This window comes from Enterococcus diestrammenae, assembly GCF_049384045.1.
Taxonomy (GTDB): Bacteria; Bacillota; Bacilli; order Lactobacillales; family Enterococcaceae; genus Enterococcus_C; species Enterococcus_C diestrammenae.
Genome location: NZ_JBMRGR010000013.1, coordinates 13,474 through 34,752 on the forward strand (window position 1 = coordinate 13,474; position 21,279 = coordinate 34,752).

14 protein-coding genes are annotated in these 21,279 nt (G+C 41.4%); 13 read left to right on the plus strand and 1 reads right to left on the minus strand.

The features are described from left to right. Window positions 1-868: 868 nt before the first annotated feature. From ACO03U_RS09730 to ACO03U_RS09750, 5 genes are all read left to right on the plus strand, one after another. Window positions 869-2,878: a peptide ABC transporter substrate-binding protein gene (locus tag ACO03U_RS09730; protein ID WP_204687160.1), complete on the plus strand. Its 2,010-nt coding sequence runs from the start codon at window positions 869-871 to the stop codon at window positions 2,876-2,878. A gap of 285 nt (window positions 2,879-3,163) precedes the next feature. Continuing rightward, window positions 3,164-4,654, plus strand: coding sequence for an ABC transporter permease (locus tag ACO03U_RS09735; RefSeq protein ID WP_204687149.1), 1,491 nt, complete (start codon window positions 3,164-3,166; stop codon window positions 4,652-4,654). A 7-nt stretch (window positions 4,655-4,661) separates the two neighbouring features. Then, a complete protein-coding gene (oppC, locus tag ACO03U_RS09740; RefSeq protein ID WP_161868788.1) occupies window positions 4,662-5,594 on the plus strand; it encodes an oligopeptide ABC transporter permease OppC in 933 nt (310 codons plus the stop codon). Window positions 5,595-5,609: 15 nt separating this feature from the next. Beyond that, entirely contained in the window at window positions 5,610-6,713 is a 1,104-nt protein-coding gene (locus ACO03U_RS09745; protein ID WP_161868763.1) for an ABC transporter ATP-binding protein, read from the plus strand. After that, window positions 6,706-7,641 (plus strand): ATP-binding cassette domain-containing protein, encoded by a 936-nt coding sequence (locus tag ACO03U_RS09750; RefSeq protein ID WP_161868764.1) that lies wholly within the window; start codon window positions 6,706-6,708, stop codon window positions 7,639-7,641. Before ACO03U_RS09745 ends, ACO03U_RS09750 begins: the two co-directional genes overlap by 8 nt. A 382-nt stretch (window positions 7,642-8,023) precedes the next feature. Here ACO03U_RS09750 and ACO03U_RS09755 read toward each other — a convergent pair whose 3' ends face one another. Continuing rightward, window positions 8,024-8,905, minus strand: coding sequence for an AraC family transcriptional regulator (locus ACO03U_RS09755; protein WP_204687148.1), 882 nt, complete (start codon window positions 8,903-8,905; stop codon window positions 8,024-8,026). Window positions 8,906-9,064: 159 nt separating this feature from the next. Here ACO03U_RS09755 and ACO03U_RS09760 point away from each other — a divergent pair, with 159 nt between their 5' ends. From ACO03U_RS09760 to ACO03U_RS09795, 8 genes are all read left to right on the plus strand, one after another. Beyond that, window positions 9,065-10,366 carry an ABC transporter substrate-binding protein gene (locus tag ACO03U_RS09760; protein ID WP_204687147.1) on the plus strand — a complete coding sequence of 434 codons (1,302 nt, stop codon included), beginning with the start codon at window positions 9,065-9,067 and terminating at the stop codon, window positions 10,364-10,366. A 60-nt stretch (window positions 10,367-10,426) separates the two neighbouring features. Beyond that, on the plus strand, window positions 10,427-11,368 hold the full coding sequence (locus ACO03U_RS09765; protein WP_423104675.1) for a carbohydrate ABC transporter permease: 942 nt from the start codon (window positions 10,427-10,429) through the stop codon (window positions 11,366-11,368). Then, entirely contained in the window at window positions 11,361-12,206 is an 846-nt protein-coding gene (locus ACO03U_RS09770) for a carbohydrate ABC transporter permease (RefSeq protein WP_204687146.1), read from the plus strand. Before ACO03U_RS09765 ends, ACO03U_RS09770 begins: the two co-directional genes overlap by 8 nt. A gap of 4 nt (window positions 12,207-12,210) precedes the next feature. After that, window positions 12,211-14,307 (plus strand): glycoside hydrolase family 36 protein, encoded by a 2,097-nt coding sequence (locus tag ACO03U_RS09775; RefSeq protein WP_204687145.1) that lies wholly within the window; start codon window positions 12,211-12,213, stop codon window positions 14,305-14,307. Window positions 14,308-14,668: 361 nt separating this feature from the next. Beyond that, the gene (locus ACO03U_RS09780; RefSeq protein ID WP_204687144.1) at window positions 14,669-15,328 is read left to right on the plus strand and encodes a helix-turn-helix domain-containing protein; all 660 of its coding nucleotides are present in this window, start codon (window positions 14,669-14,671) and stop codon (window positions 15,326-15,328) included. A gap of 527 nt (window positions 15,329-15,855) precedes the next feature. Next, on the plus strand, window positions 15,856-16,551 hold the full coding sequence (gene rnc, locus ACO03U_RS09785) for a ribonuclease III (protein ID WP_204687143.1): 696 nt from the start codon (window positions 15,856-15,858) through the stop codon (window positions 16,549-16,551). Window positions 16,552-16,714: 163 nt separating this feature from the next. Continuing rightward, entirely contained in the window at window positions 16,715-20,305 is a 3,591-nt protein-coding gene (smc, locus tag ACO03U_RS09790; protein ID WP_204687142.1) for a chromosome segregation protein SMC, read from the plus strand. A 64-nt stretch (window positions 20,306-20,369) separates the two neighbouring features. After that, window positions 20,370-21,182: a Cof-type HAD-IIB family hydrolase gene (locus tag ACO03U_RS09795; RefSeq protein WP_204687141.1), complete on the plus strand. Its 813-nt coding sequence runs from the start codon at window positions 20,370-20,372 to the stop codon at window positions 21,180-21,182. Window positions 21,183-21,279 lie beyond the last annotated feature (97 nt).

Here is a 21,279-nt window from a genome sequence, read left to right on the forward strand (position 1 = left end):
AGTTTTAATCGATGGAAAATCCCATTTTACTAAGGGTTACAGAGCATTTCAGGCTACTTTTTCGATGGCACAAAAATGGTGGAACTTAGCGACCTAGGAATTGCAATAGCTGTAGCTGGACTGGGAGGAAGACAAGAAAAGGATTGGCTAATTTCTACTATAGAAGATAGAATGGTGGAGGCCTTATCACCGGAGCTAACTAAAACCGTTATCCAGCTGAACCTCCGTGGTAATCAGAGTTTCTTCTGTTTGGTGGGACTCTTTACGGGGGTGACGAGCATTAACGAGAATTTGGTAGGCGCTTGTTCGTAGTTCGCTGAAAATCTTCTTTAAAAAATCCTCGTTAACCCAAATGCAGGGGCGTATAAGGGGTATCATTGCCTGAATAATCGCTATTTATTCGCTTTTTTCTTTGTTTCACCCACCTTTTTTGATAAATCAAGTCTGTTCTTGTAGACAGTGGCGGTTTTTTTGATTACAATTAACTTTAGATATTTTCGGAAAATTTGGTTTGTTCTAAATAAAATACCTTTATTAAAAAGTCGGTTTTTTTAACAAGGGCATTTTTAGGAAATTCTTATTTTTTTATTATTTGCTAGTGAATAGCTAAAAAATTCACGATTTTATTTTTTACATTTGGATTTTAATAATTATAAAATCCCTTTACCTACACCATTGAAACGAAAGCGGTGTAGAGTTTTCTGAAACATTGTGAAAATATTCGGAATTTTTTCAACTTACATTTGTCAGATAATTCAAAAATGATTGATTTTTCCGTTTGACAAACCCTCGATATTTCGATAATATCTCAATAATTTCATAATCTGGTTTGTTATGAAAAAGGAAAATTGGAGGTATGGACATGAAAATGAAGAAAGTGCTAGTTTCATTACTGGCAGCGACGTTTGTGCTTGGCGCATGCGGCGGTGGCGGTGGTAACACAGATGGTAGCGGTGGCGATAAAGGCTCTGCGACGAGTGGAAGCAATGATGGAGGAAGCGGTTCTGTAGATACATACAGCTATGTATATTCAACAGATATCGAAACGTTGGACTACCTCTTTTCACAACGCCAAACAAACTCCGATCACTATTCAAACTTCGTAGACGGCTTGTACGAATGGAATCCAGAAGGACAACTGGTTCCTGCCTTAGCCGAATCTTATGAAGTAAGTGATGATGGTTTGACTTACACTTACAAAATCCGTGAAGGTGTGCCTTGGGTGGATAACGAAGGCAACGAATACGGGGCTGATGTAACTGCGAATGACTGGGTTGCCGGTTTGAAACATGCGGTAGATAAAAAATCTGAAACATTGTATATCGTAGCAGATAGTATCAAAGGCTTGTCTGATTATATAGCTGGGAAAACCGATGACTTCTCTACGGTTGGTGTCAAAGCTGTCGATGACTATACTTTGGAATATACGCTAAATGCTCCAGAAAGTTACTGGCAATCAAAATTGACTTATGGGATTTTGTACCCGGCAAATGAAGAGTTCTTAAACGAAAAAGGTGACGATTTTGGTCAACCTTCAGCAGACTCAATCCTTTACAATGGACCATATATCTTGACCAACAATACTGCAAAATCTGTCATCGAATATACAGCCAATGAATCTTACTGGGATCAAGACAATGTTCATGTGAAAAACGTGAAATTGACTTATTTCGATGGCTCAGATCCAGACTGGCTGTTTAAACAATACGACGCTGGCGAATTTACTGGCGCACGGGTTTATCCAAACTCGGCTGGTTATAAAGATGTTGAAGCAAAATACAAAGATGCAATCAACTTCTCATTACCAGGTTCTTCAACTTTCAACATGACCTTCAACTTTAACCGTCAAGCTTTCGAACACACTTCGAAGACTACGGACAAACAAAAAGAAGATACGCAAAAAGCGATTATGAATGTGAACTTCCGGAAAGCTTTCCAATTTGCATTTGACAAAAAAGCTTATCGTGCGCAAAACGTAGGGGATGCAGGTGCGGAAAAAGCATTGCGGAATACTTTGGTACCAACTGATTTTGTCGAAATTAACGGCAAAGCCTTTGGGGAAGTCGTACAAGAAAAAGTACGTGCCAGTGATCCAGATGCTTACGGCGATATCAACTTAGCGGAAGGCCAAAATGGCACTTACAATGTTGACTTGGCGAAAGAATACTTTGCCAAAGCCAAAGAAGAATTGGAAGCAGATGGCGTTGAATTCCCAATTCACTTAGACTTGCCAGAACAAGAAGCGGCTGAAGTCTTAGTCAATGCGGATAAATCGATGAAACAATCTGTTGAAGATGCGTTAGGTTCTGACAACGTGGTTATCGACATTCAATTGTTGAACGAAGATGCTTACTACGCTGCCACTTACCAAGCAACTTCTTCGGCAGCGACTGACTACGATATCTCGACCGCTTCTGGTTGGGGTCCTGACTTTATGGATCCATCTTCTTACTTGAATATCTACAATTCTCATTCTGGGGATATGTTGACGACTTTAGGGTTGGATGCAGATGCGACTGTTCAAGGAGAAGATCCTGGGAAAGCAGCAAAAGAAGCCTTGAAATTGTCAGAATATGATGCTTTGTTGGATAAAGCAGCAGCGATTACAGATGATGTCAACAAACGCTACGAAGCCTATGCAGAAGCTGAAGCTTGGTTAGTGGAAAATGTTATCCAAATTCCAATCTTTGCTAGTTTGGCTACACCATCTGTTTCCAACCAAGTACCATTTACCCAAGCCTTCGCTTATGCTGGTCTAGGTGAAAAACGTTGGAAATATGTTGAAATCCAAGACTCTGCGGTAACCACTGACCAATGGAATCAATTGAACGACGAATGGTCTAAAAAGCGCGAAGAAGCAAATAAAACTGCTGAATAAAAATTAAAAGTATGAACTGTCACCCTCGTAGGCAGCTATTGCTTACGGGGGGACTCGTTATTTTCACCTAAATAGTTGATCAACTGGTACAAAAGGCTGCCGGCAATCGCTGAAAAGCCTTTTTTACTTGACGAGATAAGCCTCACTTATCTGGTCACCAAAGTTCGGAGAAAAGCTGACTTTCGCTAGTGACGACTAGTCTGATAGAAAAATCACTACCAGATAGTCGATTGTAAGAAGAGCAGCTGGACTTATAGATGTTGTATAGAAAGTAGGAGATTTATCGTGAAAAGATACCTGTTTTATCGGATCCTGAGATCGATCCTAAGTATCTTCTTAGTAACGACCTTGACTTATGGCGTGATCTACAGTCTGATCCCTCGAAAGACCATTTTTCAAAACGACGTCACTTATGGCAAACTGAAATCGAAACCCGATGACATGAAGGACTATGAGAATACGGCGTTTAGCAAAATGGGTTATTTGGATTACTACCCTTCTAAAGAGTTAGTAGCCGAAGTGAAGAAAGACAATCCGGAAGTCACAGCAGAAGTTAGTGACGCTAACACCAAGATTTACCAAAAATGGGCCAAAGAAAATGGCTTTAAATTGGAACAATATCCAATTAGCAAAGGTTACTATGCCGTGAAAGAATTACCCTTGTATACCCGGGTCTTTCGTTTTTACAAAAATATGATTCAAGTGGACCATCCGTGGAAAATCAATGATCCCGATAACAAAGATTTAAAACGGGGTTATAAGATTGTCAATGATCCGATGGCTGGTTGGGCCTTAGTTGGTTCTGGGACCCAGTACAAATATCAGATCTATTTCAACAATCAATTTCCATATATTCATCAAAATATTATTCGCTTGAATTTAGGCACTTCTTATCCAACTTTCGCAGGTCAACCAGTTACCCAAGTGATTGGTGGCGGACAAGGGAAGTCCGATTCCAAAGAAGTTACCTTTGAAACTGGACGCAAATCAAAAACGGCGGTGGATATTTATTCTCGCCAATACCAAATGACGGCTAATCTTTCTAGCCGGGATAAAAATATGTACAACGACAATTACACAGTGACTGTCAATAACTACCAAGATCCATCCATGGTAGGAAATTCCATGCGGATGGGGATTATCGCTGTGATTATCAGCTACGGCTTGGCGATTCCAATGTCCATGTTGATGTCACGCTTTAAAGGCCGCTTCCCTGATAAAGTCGGGATTGCTTTAGTGACAGTCTTGATTTCCGTACCGTCACTGGCGTTTATCTATTTCTTCCGCTTTATTGGTTCAAGTGTCTTTAACTTACCTGATTTGTTCCCGACTTTGGGGGCTAGCAGTATCAAATCTTATATCCTGCCAACTGTCATCTTAGGTCTGTTGTCAGTATCTGGGATTGTCATCTGGTTACGTCGTTATATGATCGACCAACAATCAGCGGACTATGTCAAATTTGCCAAAGCAAAAGGCTTAAGTGCTGGTGAAATCAGTCGTAAGCACATCTTTAAAAATGCTGCGATTCCATTGGTGAATGGGATTCCGTCAGCGGTGATTGGGACGATTGCCGGAGCCACGATTACAGAAACGGTTTTCGCAGCTCCTGGGATGGGTAAAATGTTGCCAGATGCTATCAAGGCTCACAACAATCCGATCGTGATCGGCTTAGTCTTTATCTTTACCACCATTTCAATCTTCTCAATTCTCTTAGGGGACATCGCTATGACGATGGTCGACCCTCGAATTAACTTGTCAGAGAAAGGGGGCAAATAAGATGGAAATGCCAAAAGATGATTTGCAACAAAGCGATTTTAGTTTTGTCAAAATGGATGAACACGCATCAGAACGTATCGATGCCCCGGTGTATTCCTATTGGCGTGCGGTGGCTCGGAAGTTCTTCTCTAGCAAAGTCGCCATTTCGATGTTGATTTTGATGGTGGCCGTCTTATTGATGTCCTTTATCCAGCCGATGCTATCCGGCTATGATTATATGAACGTAGAAGGGATCAATGACTTTAGTAAACGTTACAATCCACCAAGTGCCCAATTTTGGTTTGGGACTGACGCCAATGGCCATTCGTTGTTTGATGCGGTTTGGGCAGGGGCGAAAACCTCCATTTCGATTTCGGTGATTTCGACTGTTGTATGTACCTTGATTGGTGTTGTAGTTGGTGCCATTTGGGGAACTTCTAAGAAAATCGACCGGTTTATGATTGAGGTCTACAATATTTTCTCTAATGTGCCACAATTGTTGATCATCATGGTCTTGTCTTATTCCTTCGGGAGTGGTTTCTGGAACTTGATTTTCGCTATGTGTTTGACTAGTTGGTTGGGGACAGCTTACTTTATCCGGGTCCAAGTCATGATCATGCGGGACCGGGAATACAACTTGGCTTCCAAAACTTTGGGGACGCCACCGATGCGGATGATTTTCCGTAACATCCTTCCTTATTTGACGTCAGTTATCGTGACGGATGTTTCTCGGACATTGCCGGCCTTTATCTCTTATGAAACCTTCTTATCTTTCTTGGGGGTTGGTTTGAGTGCCAATGTGCCATCATTAGGGAAGTTAATTTCGAAATATACTGCTAATATGAGTAACTATCCGTATCTGTTTTGGATTCCGGTAGCAGTTTTGGCTTTGGTGTCGGTATCGCTGTATATCGTCGGCCAAACTTTAGCTGATGCCGCTGATCCACGGACACATATGTAAAGAGGAGGGGCCAACATGGAAAAAGCAACCGTATTGTCCGTAGAAAATCTCTCCGTCGGCTTTACCGTCCGTAACCGTGAACTCAAAGCCATCCGCAATGTCTCTTTGGAAATCAAAGAACAAGAAACGCTGGCCATCGTAGGCGAATCTGGCTCTGGTAAGTCAGTTTTGACCAAGACTTTCACCGGTATGCTGGAACAAAACGGCAAAATCACCAATGGAACGATTAAATACCACGACAAAATTTTAAGTGATTTGAAAAAAGATAAGGATTGGGAAGGTATCCGAGGCAAAGAAATCGCCACGATCTTCCAAGATCCCATGACTTCCTTGAACCCAATCAAAACGATTGGCTCACAAATTTCCGAAGTCATCATCAAGCACCAAGGAAAAAATAAAAAAGAAGCTCGGGCCATGGCCATCGATTTGATGAAACGGACCGGGATTCCCAATGCGGAACAACGCTACAACGAATATCCTTTCCAATATTCTGGAGGGATGCGGCAACGGATGGTTATCGCCATCGCGTTGGCCTGCCGACCTAAAGTATTGATCTGTGATGAGCCTACCACCGCTCTAGACGTGACGATTCAAGCCCAGATTTTGGATTTGATTCGGGAACTGCAAGCGGAATACAAATTCACCACGATCTTCATCACCCATGACTTAGGGGTAGTTGCTGCGATTGCTGATAAAGTCGCCGTGATGTATTCCGGCCAAATCATCGAAACCGGCACAGCCGAAGACATTTTCTATAATGCTCGGCATCCATATACTTGGGCTTTGCTGAGTGCCTTGCCACAGCTGAGTCAAAAAGGCGAAGAGCTGTATTCCGTACCCGGGACACCGCCTTCATTGTACAAAGATATCGAAGGGGATGCATTTGCCCCACGGAATCCTTTCGCTATGGAAGTCGATTTCAAAAAAGAACCACCGATGTTCCAAGTTAGCGATACACACTTTGCCAAAACTTGGCTAATGGATCCACGGGCACCTCAAGTGGAAAAACCACAGGCCATTCAAAACTTGCATGAAAAACTGGTGGCGTTGCAAGAAGAAATCGCACCAGAAGATTACGAAGCAAAAGATTTAGAAGAGGGGGGTGTGACTGTTGGTTGATGAAAAAGAAGTCCTACTCTCCATCAAAGACCTAGAAATCACATTTGGCGAAGGGAAAAACCGCTTTGTCGCCGTTCAAGATGCCAATTTTGATATTTACAAAGGGGAAACCTTCTCTTTAGTTGGGGAATCTGGTTCAGGTAAGACGACGATTGGTCGCGCCGTCCTAGGGTTGAACAATACTTCTAATGGCGAGATCATCTTTGAAGGCAAGAAAATCAATAAAAAACTCACTAAAAAAGAACAAGACGATGTCATCCGTAAAATCCAAATGATCTTTCAAGATCCCTCCGCTTCCTTGAATGAACGGGCGACGGTGGATTACATCATTTCGGAAGGCTTGTACAACTTCAACTTGTTTACCTCTGAGGAAGATCGCCGGCAAAAAGTGGAACAAATCATTGAAGAAGTAGGTTTGTTGCCAGAACACTTAAATCGCTACCCTCACGAATTTTCCGGGGGTCAACGGCAACGGATTGGGATTGCCCGAGCTTTGATTATGGAGCCGGAATTGGTGGTAGCTGATGAACCGATTTCCGCTTTGGATGTTTCCATTCGTGCGCAAGTCTTGAACTTGTTGAAAGAATTCCAACGGGAAAAAGGTGTTACCTACTTCTTTGTTGCCCATGACTTATCCGTGGTGCGCTTCATTTCTGACCGGATTGCGGTTATCCGCTCTGGTCGGATCGTGGAGCTGGCTGAAGCTGAAGAACTCTTCCGCAATCCGCTGCACCCTTATACGAAGGCTTTATTATCGGCCGTACCGGTGCCAGATCCGATCTTGGCCCGTAAGAAAGAGTTGCATGTCTATGATCCAAACATGCACGATTACTCCGTCAACAAACCAAGTTTTGTTGAAGTCATCCCTGGTCATTTCGTCTATGGCAATGAACAGGAAATTGCTGGGTATCAAGAAGCTGTGAAATAATCAGCCTCTATTCACATACCACTTTCTACACCAACTATTTAGAGGCAAGACAGGCAGACTCCCGGTGAGTCTGCCTGTTTTGTTGTTTTTGATTTGATGTTGTTTTTGGAGAAAACTGGTGGCAACTGGCTCCGGAGAAATCGTCATAGTAGCTGCGGGACCGGCAAAAGCCAAGCAGCCCACTTGTCTTTTCCCTTGTCGGTGAACTAGTGTCCCTAGGCAAAAAGCGCCAAGGGACACTAGTTCACCGACAATCCTAAGCGCAGCTACTATGCCGCTTCTCCTACGCCAGTTGCCACCAGATTCTGTAGTATGGGGATCATTCGCTGAGAACAAAACAGGCAGATAGCGTGAGTCTAAGAGGGTTGAAATTAGTCTGTTTTTAGGTTTGATGTTTATTGCTAATTGGATTGACATTTGTTTTATCTTTAGAGGGCGTGTTTCTGGGTGAATGTCCATATACTCTTTTGTAAGCTCTAGAAAAGGATAGCGGATTGCTATATCCTACTGCTTTTGCGATAGAGCTGACAGTATGATCTGTATTTTCGATAAGAAAGCGAGCTTTGATCATACGAAAACGAATTAAGTATTCAAGGGGTGTTTGCCCGAAATGATTACCTATTATTTTTGACAGATAAGAATTATTTAGATCAAGATTATCAGCAATTTGTTGAATGCTGAGTTTTTCTTTCCAGTAATTCTGTCGAATAAAGTGAGTAAATTGATCAATGTACTTTTGCGACTGACTGATAGACTGGCTTAACGATGGATTCTGACCATCCATACTCAGAAAAGCGAAAAGCGAAATTAGTTTACCTTGGATTTGAAGAGGATTTGCAATTGATAGAAAGCTACTATGAATTAACGTATCAATTTCTCCGTGGAGTTCTCGAAAATTTTGTAGTTTTCCAACTCTGTTTTGTTCAGAATAACCTAGTTCTTCTAAAATCTTTTCTACGCTATCCCCCTCAAGACCGAACCATATATATTCCCAAGGATCAACTTCGTCAGCCTGATAAATTGGCTCTGTATCAGTAGGAGATATTAAAAAAAATGAGCCACGTTTTAAAGAATATATTGTGTCATCTGTTTTAAATGTTCCTTGACCGTTTAGAATGTAGTGCAAAACAAAATAATCGCGGACTTGTGGGCCAAAACTATGATTTGGTAAGCACCGTTCATGACCAAAATTTACAACGGTTAAGTTATCCAAGAGATAATCATTAAAAAAGAATTCGATACGATCTTTGCTTTCAAGAAACATAGAAGTCGCTCCTTACTATGAAATATATTTTTTATGGAAAAAGAGCAATGTCGAAAATTGTATAGTATTAGTGTAATACGGTTATTCACAAAAGTAAAATATAGCTTTAATATATGTGTTGTAAGCGGTAACTCAATAAAATGAAGTGAGGGATAAAAAATGAAGTCAAAAAAAAGAATGGTTGCCTTAGGTGCAGTACTTTTGGCAAGTACTAGTATGTTGTTTGGTTGCGGAAATTCTAAAAGTGATAGCGGAGATTCGGAAGGACCGACAAAAATTGTTTTTTGGTCTGGTGCAACAAAGGGAAATACTGACCAAGTTCATGAACAAGAATTAATTGAAAAATATGCTGAGGATAATGATTTAGAAATCGATTATCAATTATTCAACTGGGATCAGTTGAAGGATAAAATTGTAACCTCTGTATCAGCAGACGACGCACCTTCAATTACATGGGGATTAGGTGAATGGTACGGAGAGTTCAGTAAAATGGGCGCATTAGCTGATTTAACAAGTTATTGGGATAATTATGAAGATAAAGATTTATTTTATGACAATGTAATGGATGCACTAAGCACTGATGGAAAGATTCAAGCTTTACCGAATTATATCGCTCCACGAGCACTTGTTTATCACAAAGATTTGCTTGCTAAGGCTGGCTATGATACACCGCCAAAAACTTGGGATGATTTATTGGATATGGCAAAAACTGTAAAAGATAAAACAGGTCAAGCCGCTTTTGGGATTGCTGGTACAGGAGCTCGAGCACCACAGGAATTGGCGTCCTTTCTATTCCAGAATGGTCTAAGTATCGCAGACGATCAAGGAAGTGGCAAATATAAAAATACTTGGCAAGATAGTGATGAAAACTTAGCTAAAGCAACAGAAGTTTTCCAATTTTATAAAGATTTACTAGATCAAGGTGTAATTGAAAAGAATGCTGCTGTCGGTGGATGGGAAGAATTAGATACTAACTTTGCACTAGGAAAGTATGCCATGATGAACAATGGTTCTTGGATGCAAAACTATGAGGAAAATAATCCCGATGAAATGGCTGATGCTGAAGTTGGTCTTCCTCCCTACAATACAACTCCAGCAACATTTTTAGAAATTAACACGTATTACATTTACAACAACGATAAAAAAGAAGTAGAAGAAACATTCAAATTAGCTCAGTATTTGTTAAGTAAAGACAATCAGCAATCTGGTCGGCCCGAAGGTTCCCCTAGGACAGACATGGAAATCGATGATGCAAATAAATGGGCGAAGGGATTTGGGGATTCAGCACTAATTGAACAAGCCCAACCGTTACCACCAATTTCAATGGCTGAAATTACACAGCCTATGCAAGATGCGATTGCGATGGTTCTACAAAATGGCGAGAAACCGGAAGATGCTGCTATTTTCTTATCTGATAAGATCAATGAAGCATTAAAAACTCAGGATGCATATCAAGAGTAACCAAATGATACCGGATGTAGGAATTCTTTTTACATCCGGTTTTTTTAAGGAGACAAACAGATGGAAAGTATTAATACAAAAATTCCTAAAAGAAGATTTTCTAAAGAAGGAATAAATAAGAAAAATGCTTATTTTTATATGCTACCAGCAATTATTTTTATGGTTACCTTGATTGGCATACCGTTAATCCAGGTAATTTGGAATAGTTTCCATGCTAAAAGTTTAACTAATCCAGCTTTAAATGACTTTATTGGATTTGAAAACTATAGCAAAGTATTTGCTGATACTTTATTTATGGGAAATATGAAAAATACTGTAATCTGGACTATTGGATCGGTACTAGGAGAAATAGTCCTCGGCTTAATCGTCGGAATTGCTTTGAACCAAAAAATTAAGGGACGAGTATTTTTCAGAAGCATGATTATCGTACCTTGGATTGTTCCAATTGCAGTTGCAGGGTTAACTTGGAGTTGGATGCTGAACCCGGATTATGGGATTGTAAATTATTTGTTGGAAAAAACAGGAATCATTGAAGAATCAATTTATTGGCTAGGAAATAAGAATACAGCCTTGCTAACAGTTACCTTTATCAACATCTGGCGAACATTTCCTTATTGGGTAATCAGTATTTTAGCTGGATTACAAACAATTCCAGATGAATTACATGAAGCAGCTGCTATGGATGGGGCTTCAATTACTAAACGGTTCTTTAACGTTACATTACCAGGAATCAAAAGTGTATTAAGTACTTTGATTTTTATGCATATTGTATGGACCTCTGTGAACTTTGACTTTATTTGGATTACAACAGAAGGCGGGCCGAACTACGCTTCGGAAACATTACCAATTATGATTTACCGCTATGCAATGAAAAATTATGATATTGGAAAATCCTCTGTACTCTCGGTAATAATGATAATTATCCTTTTAGCAATTTTTGCCCTCGTGCCTATTTCTAAGTTTGTTGTTAAAAAAGTAAAAGGAGCTCGTAACTATGATTAGAAGTAAACGTGAAATAGTAACAACTAGAATAGCAACGTATCTTGTATTGATTTTGTGTTCAATTTTTTCGTTCTTTCCGTTTTTATGGATGATTTCAACGGCTTTAAAACCGGATACAGAAATTTATTCAACAACACCTTCATTTTTCTCAAGCAACTTCTCTTTAACAAATTTTGTTGAAGTATTAGAAGAATCAGATTTCCTAACTTTCTTCAAAAATAGTTTTCTTGTATCAGGAATTACTACAGTTATTGGTTTGGTAATTGCTGTGTTAGCTGGTTACTCATTAAGCCGATTTGGTCGGTACAGAGTGGTTCGCTTGTCGGGGATGAGTCTAACTTTGAGTCAGATGGTACCGGGCGTATTGCTGTTGATTCCAATCTATATGATTTTCAAAACTTTTGGTTTGATTAATTCATATTTGGCTTTGATATTAGCATATTCAACATTTGTAATTCCGCTGAGTACATTCATGATGAAGGGGTTTTTTGATACAGTACCACTCTCTCTTGAAGAATCTGCTGAATTAGATGGTGCTTCTCGACTGAGAACTTTAGTACAAATTATTTTGCCTGTTTCAATTCCAAGTCTTGTCTCGACAGGATTATATACATTTGTTACAGCGTGGAATGAGTATATGTTTGGTTATGTGTTGATCAATGATGTTGCTCATAGAACTTTAACTCCAGGGATTACATTATTTAGAGGTCAATTTACGACTGACTGGGGCAATTTGATGGCCGCAAGTGTTCTTGCTGTTATCCCAGTTACGATCATTTTTGTATTTTTCCAAAGATATTTAATTTCCGGATTAATGTCAGGAGCGGTGAAGGGGTAAGAGCATGAAAAAACATTTTCAATATAAAATAGGCGATTTAAATTTAGTATTTGGAGTTACTGAAGAAAATAAAATTCGTATGTTACACTCCTCAGTTCTCCCATTTGATAAGGAGAAAGATATTGATCCAGATTTACTAGAAACTCAAAACTTAGTGGAGGTTCAAATATCTGGATATAATCAACCAAATCATAAGGGAAATAAACTTTCGAATACTCTTATTGGTGAACAGTTAATTTTTCAGAAGATTGAACAAAATAATAATTGTATTATTGTTGAGCAAACATTCGAGGATGAAAAGCTAAAATTAAAAGTTATAACTATATTTGAAACTTTTCCTGATTCAAATGGGATTTCTTGGTCCTCTGAAATTGTAAATACAGGAGTTAATGATTTTGGAATTGAATATATTTCCTCTATTAATTTGGCTGACCTAAATAGCGGATCGATATTTCAAGAGTATCAAAATCAAACTCTTTACTTACCCCACAATTCGTGGACCGGAGAACTTCAATGGGAGTCTGGAACGCTAAAAGAAATGGGTTTAGATTTTCAATTAGATGGTGAAAAATTACAAGATTCAACTAAAGCAATCAGTGTTACCAATAATTCTTCTTGGTCTTGTGCACAATTTAGCCCAAATGCAATCTTGGTGAATCAGAAATTAGGGATTTCTACATTTTGGCAAATTGATACTAACGGTGAATGGCATTGGGAGTTAACAGATTGCGGACTAGGAAAATATTTATCATTGCGTGGATTTGGGCCTACAGAACCATCAAACCACTGGTGGAAACAACTGAAACCAGGGGAGAGCTTTACTACAGTACCGGTTTTCTGTGGAAATGTATTTGGAACTTTTGATGAGGCAGTTGGACAATTAACAAATTACCGTCGTAGTATTCGACGGGAAAATATCGACAATGAAAAATGTCCAGTAATATTTAATGACTATATGAATTGTTTGATGGGAGATCCAACAAGCGAAAAGGAATTTCCATTGATTGATAAAGCTGCCGAAGTGGGCTGCGAGTATTATGTTATCGATTGTGGTTGGTATTCTGATGGTTACTGGTGGGACAATGTTGGTGAGTGGAAAGAGTCAGTCGAACGTTTTCCTAATGGAATCATTGAACTTACAAATTATATTCGAGACAAAGGTATGATACCTGGACTTTGGTTAGAAATTGAAGTGATGGGGATAAATAGTCAATTAGCTAATAGTTTGCCAGATGATTGGTTTTTCTGTAGACATGGAGTGCGAGTGAAAGACCACAGTCGGTATCATCTTGATTTTAGAAACGAGGAAGTACAAAGATATGCTACTAGTGTGATAGATCGTTTATTAACTGATTATGGTATTGGATATATAAAGATGGACTATAATACAACTACAGGGATTGGCAGTGACCTTGCAGCAGATAGTTTTAGCGACGCACTATTGATGCATAATCGCTCCTATCTAAAATGGTTGGATGGCATCTTTAGTAAATATCCAGATTTAGTAATTGAAAACTGTGGTAGTGGTGGTATGAGGCACGATTATCAGATGTTGCGTCGACATAGTATTCAATCGGTAACTGATCAGACTAATTATTTAAGAAATGGAGCAATTGCAGCTGTATGTTCCTCAGCAATCACGCCGGAACAAAGTGCAATTTGGTCTTATCCGTTAAAAAATGCCAATGAAGAAGAAGTGATTTTTAATATGGTAAATTCAATGCTTCTAAGAATTCATCAAAGTGGACATTTGGCAGAGTTGGATGCAACGGCTATTGATTTAGTAAGAGATGGTATTGATGTTTATAAAGAAATTCGGCAGTATATACCAGAAAGCCAACCATTTTGGCCAACTGGTATACCCCATATTGATGATGGATGGTTTAGTTTTGGATTAAGGACAAATACTGGAAGCTATTTGGCTGTGTGGCGAACAAATGGTGGAGAGGATCAGTTTAGTATTCCATTTGTTAATTCTATTGAAAAAGTAGAACAAATTTTTCCATTACAAGAGAAGAAAATTAGTTTTTCTTATTCGAAAAATCGCATGTTGGTTGAATTTCCTGAGTTTAATATGGCGCGTCTTTTTAAAATTCAATAATTGAATAACGATATAATAATTAATAGTTGCTATCAGGCTTTTTAGCTTAGTAATTATGAATAAAGGCGAATACTGATTCAAGCATCCCCCAGCTGCTTGAATCAGTATTATTTTTGGTCTCATATTTTGTCTGCTTCTTTGGAATGTGAAACTAGCTTGATGAGTATTGGAAAGGGAGAGTTTTTCTTATCTCGTAGATTTTGACTTGTGGGAATTTTGATGGGAAGATAGGAAGAAAGATACCAGAAAGGCTGTACAATGAGCTTGCTTGGATTTGTCGCAACGAAAAAGTGGGGATTCTTAGGTTCGTTGCTAGTCATTTGAGAAGTGGGACTTGATAATGGGATTGAGGAGGGATTGGATGGAGATTGGTAAAAAGTTAAAAGAGGCTCGCGCACAACGAAAATGGACGCAAGAGTATGTGGCATCTCAACTGCAAGTATCCCGCTCGACGATTTCGAGTTGGGAAGTGGGACGGACCTATCCGGATTTGGAGTCTCTGGTCAGACTGAGCGATCTTTATGAAATCTCTCTCGATACTTTATTAAGGGAGGACCGTAGCATGACGAAAAATTTGAACAAAAATATCAAGAAAGGCCGCCGCTTGAAATGGGTGGTTGCTGCATTACTGCTCATCTTAGTGCCACTATCTTTTTGGGCAGGTCAGCGAGTTAAAAATCAAAAGCTAACCTATTTGGGACCTTCAACCGTAACTGCTGCTTATGTGCCATCAAAATTAGATAGCACCAAGCAAATTGAGCTCACTTTTAATGTACCAGAAGGATTGCGCTATAGCGGTTATACCGAAGTGATTGAAGACAAGGTATTATATATTTCCTTGTTAGCCAATTTTGATCCCCAAAAATCAACTGACTCTAATCAAGTGAAGGTAGCTCTTTCTGAACATGAAAGCAGTGAGCTAGCCCAGTTGAAGACGGTTGTAGTAGTAGATGGTGAATTTGGGTCTCCAAACAAGGGGTTCAATGATTTTGAGCAAAAGCAAATCTGGAAAGCGGAATGATTGGGGATGAGATTATTTATAGGATACAGTAGGAAAAATGGTCAATTGTAAAACTAGTTCATGTTTATAAAAGAATGCATTACTCGTTAGCCTCAGTTCCTTTTTATCAAAAACATAGCTAGCTATTCTGAGCAAGGTTCTAGTAGCGTCTTTCACTATGCATAGCCGTGGGATAAGTGGAAAAAGGAATGACCCGCCGTAACTCATCGTTTTGATGGATTACGGCGGGTTTGAAGTTTTCAGCTGCTACTCTTCGCAGCTATCATAGTCGCAAAAGGCGCTACTGGTGGCTGCGGGTCTCCGCCACCATTTCTCCCTTGTAGGAGGAAAAGTACTTTTTTTGAACAGTAAATAATGTGGGTTTTTCCTATTGCTAGCCCGATTTATCAACAATCAAGCGAGTTCCACTGCATTTCTGGGGAAAACCTGTGAATAATTCTTTAAAGGTTTGTCTTCTTAGATTTTATTTATCGCTAAAAACCAGTATAATGAAACAGTATTGAATAAATTCGAGGGGCTGAAGACTAATGGACAATCAGTTGGCAAATCTACTTAAAGAAAAATTCGGGATTGTATTTGGAGACATCAATCTCGTGGATCAAGCCTTCACCCATTCTTCTTATGTGAATGAGCACCGTAATCTACACCTATCCGACAATGAACGTTTGGAGTTTTTGGGGGACGCCGTGTTGGAATTATTGGTATCCCAATACTTGTACCGGGAATTTCCCCATCTACCAGAAGGGAAACTGACGAAGACGCGGGCGGCGATCGTCCGAGAAGAGAGTTTGGCAGAGTTTGCCAAGGACTGTGGCTTTGATGCCCACGTCAAGCTGGGTAAAGGCGAAGAAAACTCTGGCGGCCGGACGAGACCTTCTTTGTTGTGTGACTTATTTGAGGCCTTTCTAGGGGCGTTGTATCTGGATCAAGGGTTGGACAGTGTGTTGCATTTTTTGGAAACCGTCGTGTATCCAAAAGTTCAGGCCGGTGTTTTTTCACATGAGCGGGATCATAAGACTCGATTGCAAGAAGTTTTGCAACGTTCAGGAGATGTGCTGATCGACTATCGCTTGTTAAAAGAAGAAGGTCCGGCCCACGAGCGGATTTTCCATACCGAAGTTTACTGCGATAGTAAGCTAATCGGTGAAGGGCAAGGGACATCGAAGAAAAATGCTGAACAAGCTGCAGCGGCCAATGCCTTGCAACGTTTGGCGAAGAAATAATGAGTGACCACTTCCCAGTTTGAAGATGCTTAGCTTGGCGATTGTTTCGCTTGGCTCGGTGGATTGGGAAGCGGTCCTTGGTTTGTAATGGCGGAGTAGCAAAGACACAAGCAGGTGAGAGACCAAGCGTGAGTTGCTAGTCATGATAGGGAGGATAACGTTTGTGTATTTGAAAAAAATCGAAATCGCCGGGTTTAAGTCTTTTGCCGACCGGACGGTGATCGATTTTGAGGATAGCGTCACTGCGGTGGTGGGTCCCAATGGGTCTGGTAAAAGCAATATCACAGAAGCGATTCGCTGGGTCTTAGGCGAGCAGTCTGCCAAGAGTTTGCGAGGGGGCAAAATGCCCGACATTATCTTTGCTGGCTCGGATTCCCGCAAGGCACTCAATATCGCAGAAGTAACGGTCGTTTTAGACAATAGTGACCATTACTTGCCGATGGACTACACGGAAATCAGTGTGACACGGCGGTTTCGACGGACTGGCGAAAGTGATTTTTTCATCAATAAACAAGCCTGTCGCTTAAAAGATATCACGGATTTGTTTATGGATTCGGGACTGGGAAAAGAATCCTTCTCCATCATTTCCCAAGGGAAGGTGGAGGCGATTTTTGCCAGTAAGCCGGAAGATCGTCGGGGCATTTTTGAAGAGGCTGCTGGTGTTTTGAAATACAAACAGCGGAAGAAAAAAGCCGAGCAGAAATTGTTTGAAACCGAAGATAATCTCAGCCGAGTGCAAGATATTATTTATGAGCTGGAAGACCAGTTAGCCCCTTTAGCAGAGCAAAGTCGGATCGCTACGGAATTTTTGCAATTGAAAAAAGATTTGACTAAGGTGGATTGCGCTTATGTGGTGACTGAAATCCAAGAAGCCAAAGCGGTCTGGGACCAAGCGGAAGCGACACTGGTGGCGATGGATCAACAATTGCAAGCCATCAGCGAAACCATCAAAGTCGGTGAAAAAACGCTTGCGGATAAACGCCAAGAGCGGGCGCAATTGGACGATTGGCTCGAAAATGCCAACCAACAACTTTTGCGAGTGACAGAAGCGTTGAAACAGGCGGAAGGGCAACAGGAATTGTTGAAGGAGCGTTCTAAAAATACGCTACAAAGTTCGCAAGAGTATCAGCGAAATATCGATACTGCAGCGGAAAAAATCAGTCAGTTGGAAGAAGAAAAAGCCAACTTAATCAGCAGTCTATCGGAGAAAAATCGGGAGCAACAAACGCTGGACGAGCGGATTCGCCAAACGAAGGCGGAACTGGCAAAATACCAACGTTCCACCAAGGAAGTTTTGGAGGATTTGCGAGGGCAGTATGTGGACAAGATGCAAGCTCATGCCAATATTGGCAATGACTTGAAATACTTAGAACGACAATACACCCAAGAGTTGGCGAAAAATCAAAAGGCGATGCAAAAGCAAAGCGAATTGACGGCAGCGATTGCTAGTTGCCAGCAGGATAAAAAGACTCTCGCAGATAGCTTGGCAAATGTCAAAGAAGACTTGGCGGAGCAACGGAAAAACTACGTCCTCCTACAAGACCAAGCCAAGGAAACGAAAACGACCTTTGACAACGAACAGAAAAAAATGTACAGCTTGATGAATCAAGTGCAACAAGTGCGGGCCAAAGGGAAGAGTCTGCAAGATATTCAAGACAATTACACCGGCTTTTACCAAGGTCCCCGGATGATTTTGAAGCATAAACAGCAGCTTCAAGGGGTCGTAGGAGCTGTGGCAGAGTTGATGGAAGTGCCGGCTGAATACGCTGTGGCCATCGAAACTGCGCTGGGTGCTAGTGCCCAACACATCATCGTAGAAAACGAGAAAGATGCCCGCCAAGCCATTACTTTTTTGAAAGAACAACGAGGGGGCCGGGCGACTTTCTTACCAAAAACGACGATCCAAGCTCGCAATGTACCAATGAGTCAATTGCAAGCAGCCAAGGGCATTTCGGGCTTTTTAGGCGTTGCGTCAGCAATCGTCAACTTTGATGACTCCCTGCGCCAGATTATGGAAAACTTGCTAGGGGGCATTTTACTAGCAGAAGATTTACAAAGTGCCAATGCCATCGCCCGGGCCGTGCATTACCGCTTTCGAGTGGTTTCTCTGGAGGGGGATGTGATGAATGCCGGTGGTTCCATGACCGGTGGTGCCAATAAAAAAGGCAATCAAGGAAATCTCTTCGCCCAAACCAACGAGTTAAATCAATTAAAGGAACAACATGGGCAACTGGATCGCCGCTTGCAAACGACGGAAAAGCTAGTAGCAAAATTAGATATTGAAGTCAAAGAGCAACAAAGTCAGCTGGAAGTTTTGCGGGAACAAGGTGAAGCGGCGCGTTTGCATTTACAGGAGTTGGAAAATCAATTCCAAAACAAAGAAGCAGAACTGACACGCTTGGAAAAAGAACAGCAAGTTTTTGCTTTTGAAAATCGTGAAGTGCAAGCCTTTTTGGAAGAATATGAAGAGAAAAAAACCAGCTACCTTCAGGAACAAAGTAAAGTGGAAGCCGAGCGCTTAGCTATCAATAGCGAGATTCAAGAGTTGAGCCGGACGGAAGATTTGATTGAAGAAAAACATGGAGAACTCAGTGAACAATTGGCTCAAGAACAGGCCCAACTGGCAGTTTTGAATCAACAAATCCTCCATTTAAGAGAGCAAATCACCACGAAGCAAACCGATTTGGCGGAAGCGGAAAGTCGTCATCATAGTTTGCAAGTTCAGCTTTCAGCTTTGGATAGTGATTTTTCGAGCCACGAATTGACTGAAGAATCCTTGCAAAAACAGGTGACTGAATTTGGCGCCAAACAAGCAGAATTGCAGTCAGAGCTGACCGTAAAACGCCAAGCCCGCTTGGATTTGCAGATGATAATCACTGCTGGGGATGCCGCTTTAAGCGAGCAAAACCAAGAGCAAAAAGCCTTAATGTCGCAAAAAACCAAAGCTGAAGTCGAAAAAAACCGCGCCGATATTAAGTTGGATAATCTGTTGAACTACTTGCAAGAGGAATACAACATGACCTTTGAAGGGGCTCGTGCCAATTATGGCGTGGTGGCAGATAGCGAAGCGGCAAAACAAGAAATTCAAGCACTGAAACGAGAAATCGAACGCCTTGGACCGGTGAACTTAAATGCGATTGAACAACATGCACAAGTGGCAGAGCGTTACGACTTTTTGACCAGTCAGCGGGACGATTTGTTGCAGGCGAAAGATCAGCTGTTTACCACCATGAATGAGATGGATGAAGAAGTCAAAATTCGTTTTGAAGAAATTTTCGAAGCGATTCGCGGCAAATTTAAAGAAGTCTTCCCGAATATGTTTGGCGGCGGGCGGGCAGAATTGGTCTTGACCGATCCGACTGATTTGTTAAACACCGGGATTGAAATTGAAGCCCAGCCCCCAGGGAAAAAATTGCAAAACTTGAGCTTGCTTTCCGGTGGGGAACGGGCGTTGACGGCGATTGCCTTGCTGTTTTCGATTATTCAAGTCCGACCGGTACCGTTTTGTGTGCTAGATGAAGTGGAGGCGGCCTTAGACGAAGCCAACGTGACTCGTTTCGGGCAATATTTAAGCCGATTCCAAAACGATACCCAGTTTATCGTCGTGACTCACCGTAAAGGGACGATGGAAGCCGCCAATGTTTTATATGGCGTAACCATGCAAGAATCCGGCGTTTCCAAGATCGTCTCCGTACGTCTGGAAGATGTCAAAGAAGGAGGTAGCATCGTCGCTACCGAAGCAAAGGAAGAGTAAGAGTAACTACTAGTCGGCCTTTTTAAATCCTTTGAAGCCGACACAGTAGATAGGAGGGAAACCTGTGATTAAAATGATCGCCATCGATTTGGATGGAACGTTATTGAACAATCAAAAAGAAATCTCTCCGGCAAACAAACGAGCCTTGCAAGCTGCCAAAGACCAGGGAGTTAAAATCGTCATCTGTACCGGTCGGCCATTGCGAGCGATTCGTCCGTATTTAACCGAGTTGGACTTGAAAAATCCCGGAGATTACGCCATTACCTTTAATGGTGGGTTGGTTCAGCAAAATGATACCGGAGCGGTGATCGAAAAAGCTGCGTTGACTTTTGCCCAAGTGCAGGAGTTAATCACGGTGGCCGAAGCATTGGCCTTGCCACTGGATGTGGTCTCGGATGAAATCGTCTGGTCCTTGCCCACAGCTGAGGGGCGCCAATCGATTTACGGTCAATTGAATCCGTTATTGGATGTACGAGATACCACCGTTGCCCAGCTGGACCCGGAAGCCTTATACAATAAAGCAGTGGTGGCTTATGAGCAAACTTATTTGGATCAGCAATTGGCTAAGGTCAGTCCCGCTGTCCGATCAGAATTTGAAGTGATCAAAACGCGGGACGTCCTGTTAGAGTTTATGCCAAAAGGAATCACTAAGGCTTACGGCATTGATTTATTGGCTAAGAAATTGGGTATCACAGCGGCTGAAGTGATGGCCATCGGGGATGAAGAAAATGATCTACCGATGATCGCGTATGCCGGTATCGGTGTGGCCATGGCAAATGCAGTTCCTCTTGTCAAAGCGGCAGCCGATGTCCTCACTGAATCCAATGAGGCAGATGGTGTGGCACAAGTCATTGAGAAATATGTATTGGAGGGATAGAAATGGGCTTTTTCGATAAAATCAAAAAAGCGCTGATGGGCAAAGAAGAACCCCCAGCTGAAGAAGTAAAAGCAGAAGAAGCGGATGCCGCAGAAGA

Bases quoted from the DNA above. Each gene is read 5' to 3' on its own strand.
- ACO03U_RS09730 (WP_204687160.1), top strand. From the start codon at position 869: ATGAAGAAAGTGCTAGTTTCATTACTGGCAGCGACGTTTGTGCTTGGC.
- oppC (WP_161868788.1), top strand. From the start codon at position 4,662: ATGCCAAAAGATGATTTGCAACAAAGCGATTTTAGTTTTGTCAAAATG.
- ACO03U_RS09745 (WP_161868763.1), top strand. From the start codon at position 5,610: ATGGAAAAAGCAACCGTATTGTCCGTAGAAAATCTCTCCGTCGGCTTT.
- ACO03U_RS09755 (WP_204687148.1), bottom strand. From the start codon at position 8,905: ATGTTTCTTGAAAGCAAAGATCGTATCGAATTCTTTTTTAATGATTAT.
- ACO03U_RS09760 (WP_204687147.1), top strand. From the start codon at position 9,065: ATGAAGTCAAAAAAAAGAATGGTTGCCTTAGGTGCAGTACTTTTGGCA.
- ACO03U_RS09765 (WP_423104675.1), top strand. From the start codon at position 10,427: ATGGAAAGTATTAATACAAAAATTCCTAAAAGAAGATTTTCTAAAGAA.
- ACO03U_RS09770 (WP_204687146.1), top strand. From the start codon at position 11,361: ATGATTAGAAGTAAACGTGAAATAGTAACAACTAGAATAGCAACGTAT.
- ACO03U_RS09775 (WP_204687145.1), top strand. From the start codon at position 12,211: ATGAAAAAACATTTTCAATATAAAATAGGCGATTTAAATTTAGTATTT.
- ACO03U_RS09780 (WP_204687144.1), top strand. From the start codon at position 14,669: ATGGAGATTGGTAAAAAGTTAAAAGAGGCTCGCGCACAACGAAAATGG.
- rnc (WP_204687143.1), top strand. From the start codon at position 15,856: ATGGACAATCAGTTGGCAAATCTACTTAAAGAAAAATTCGGGATTGTA.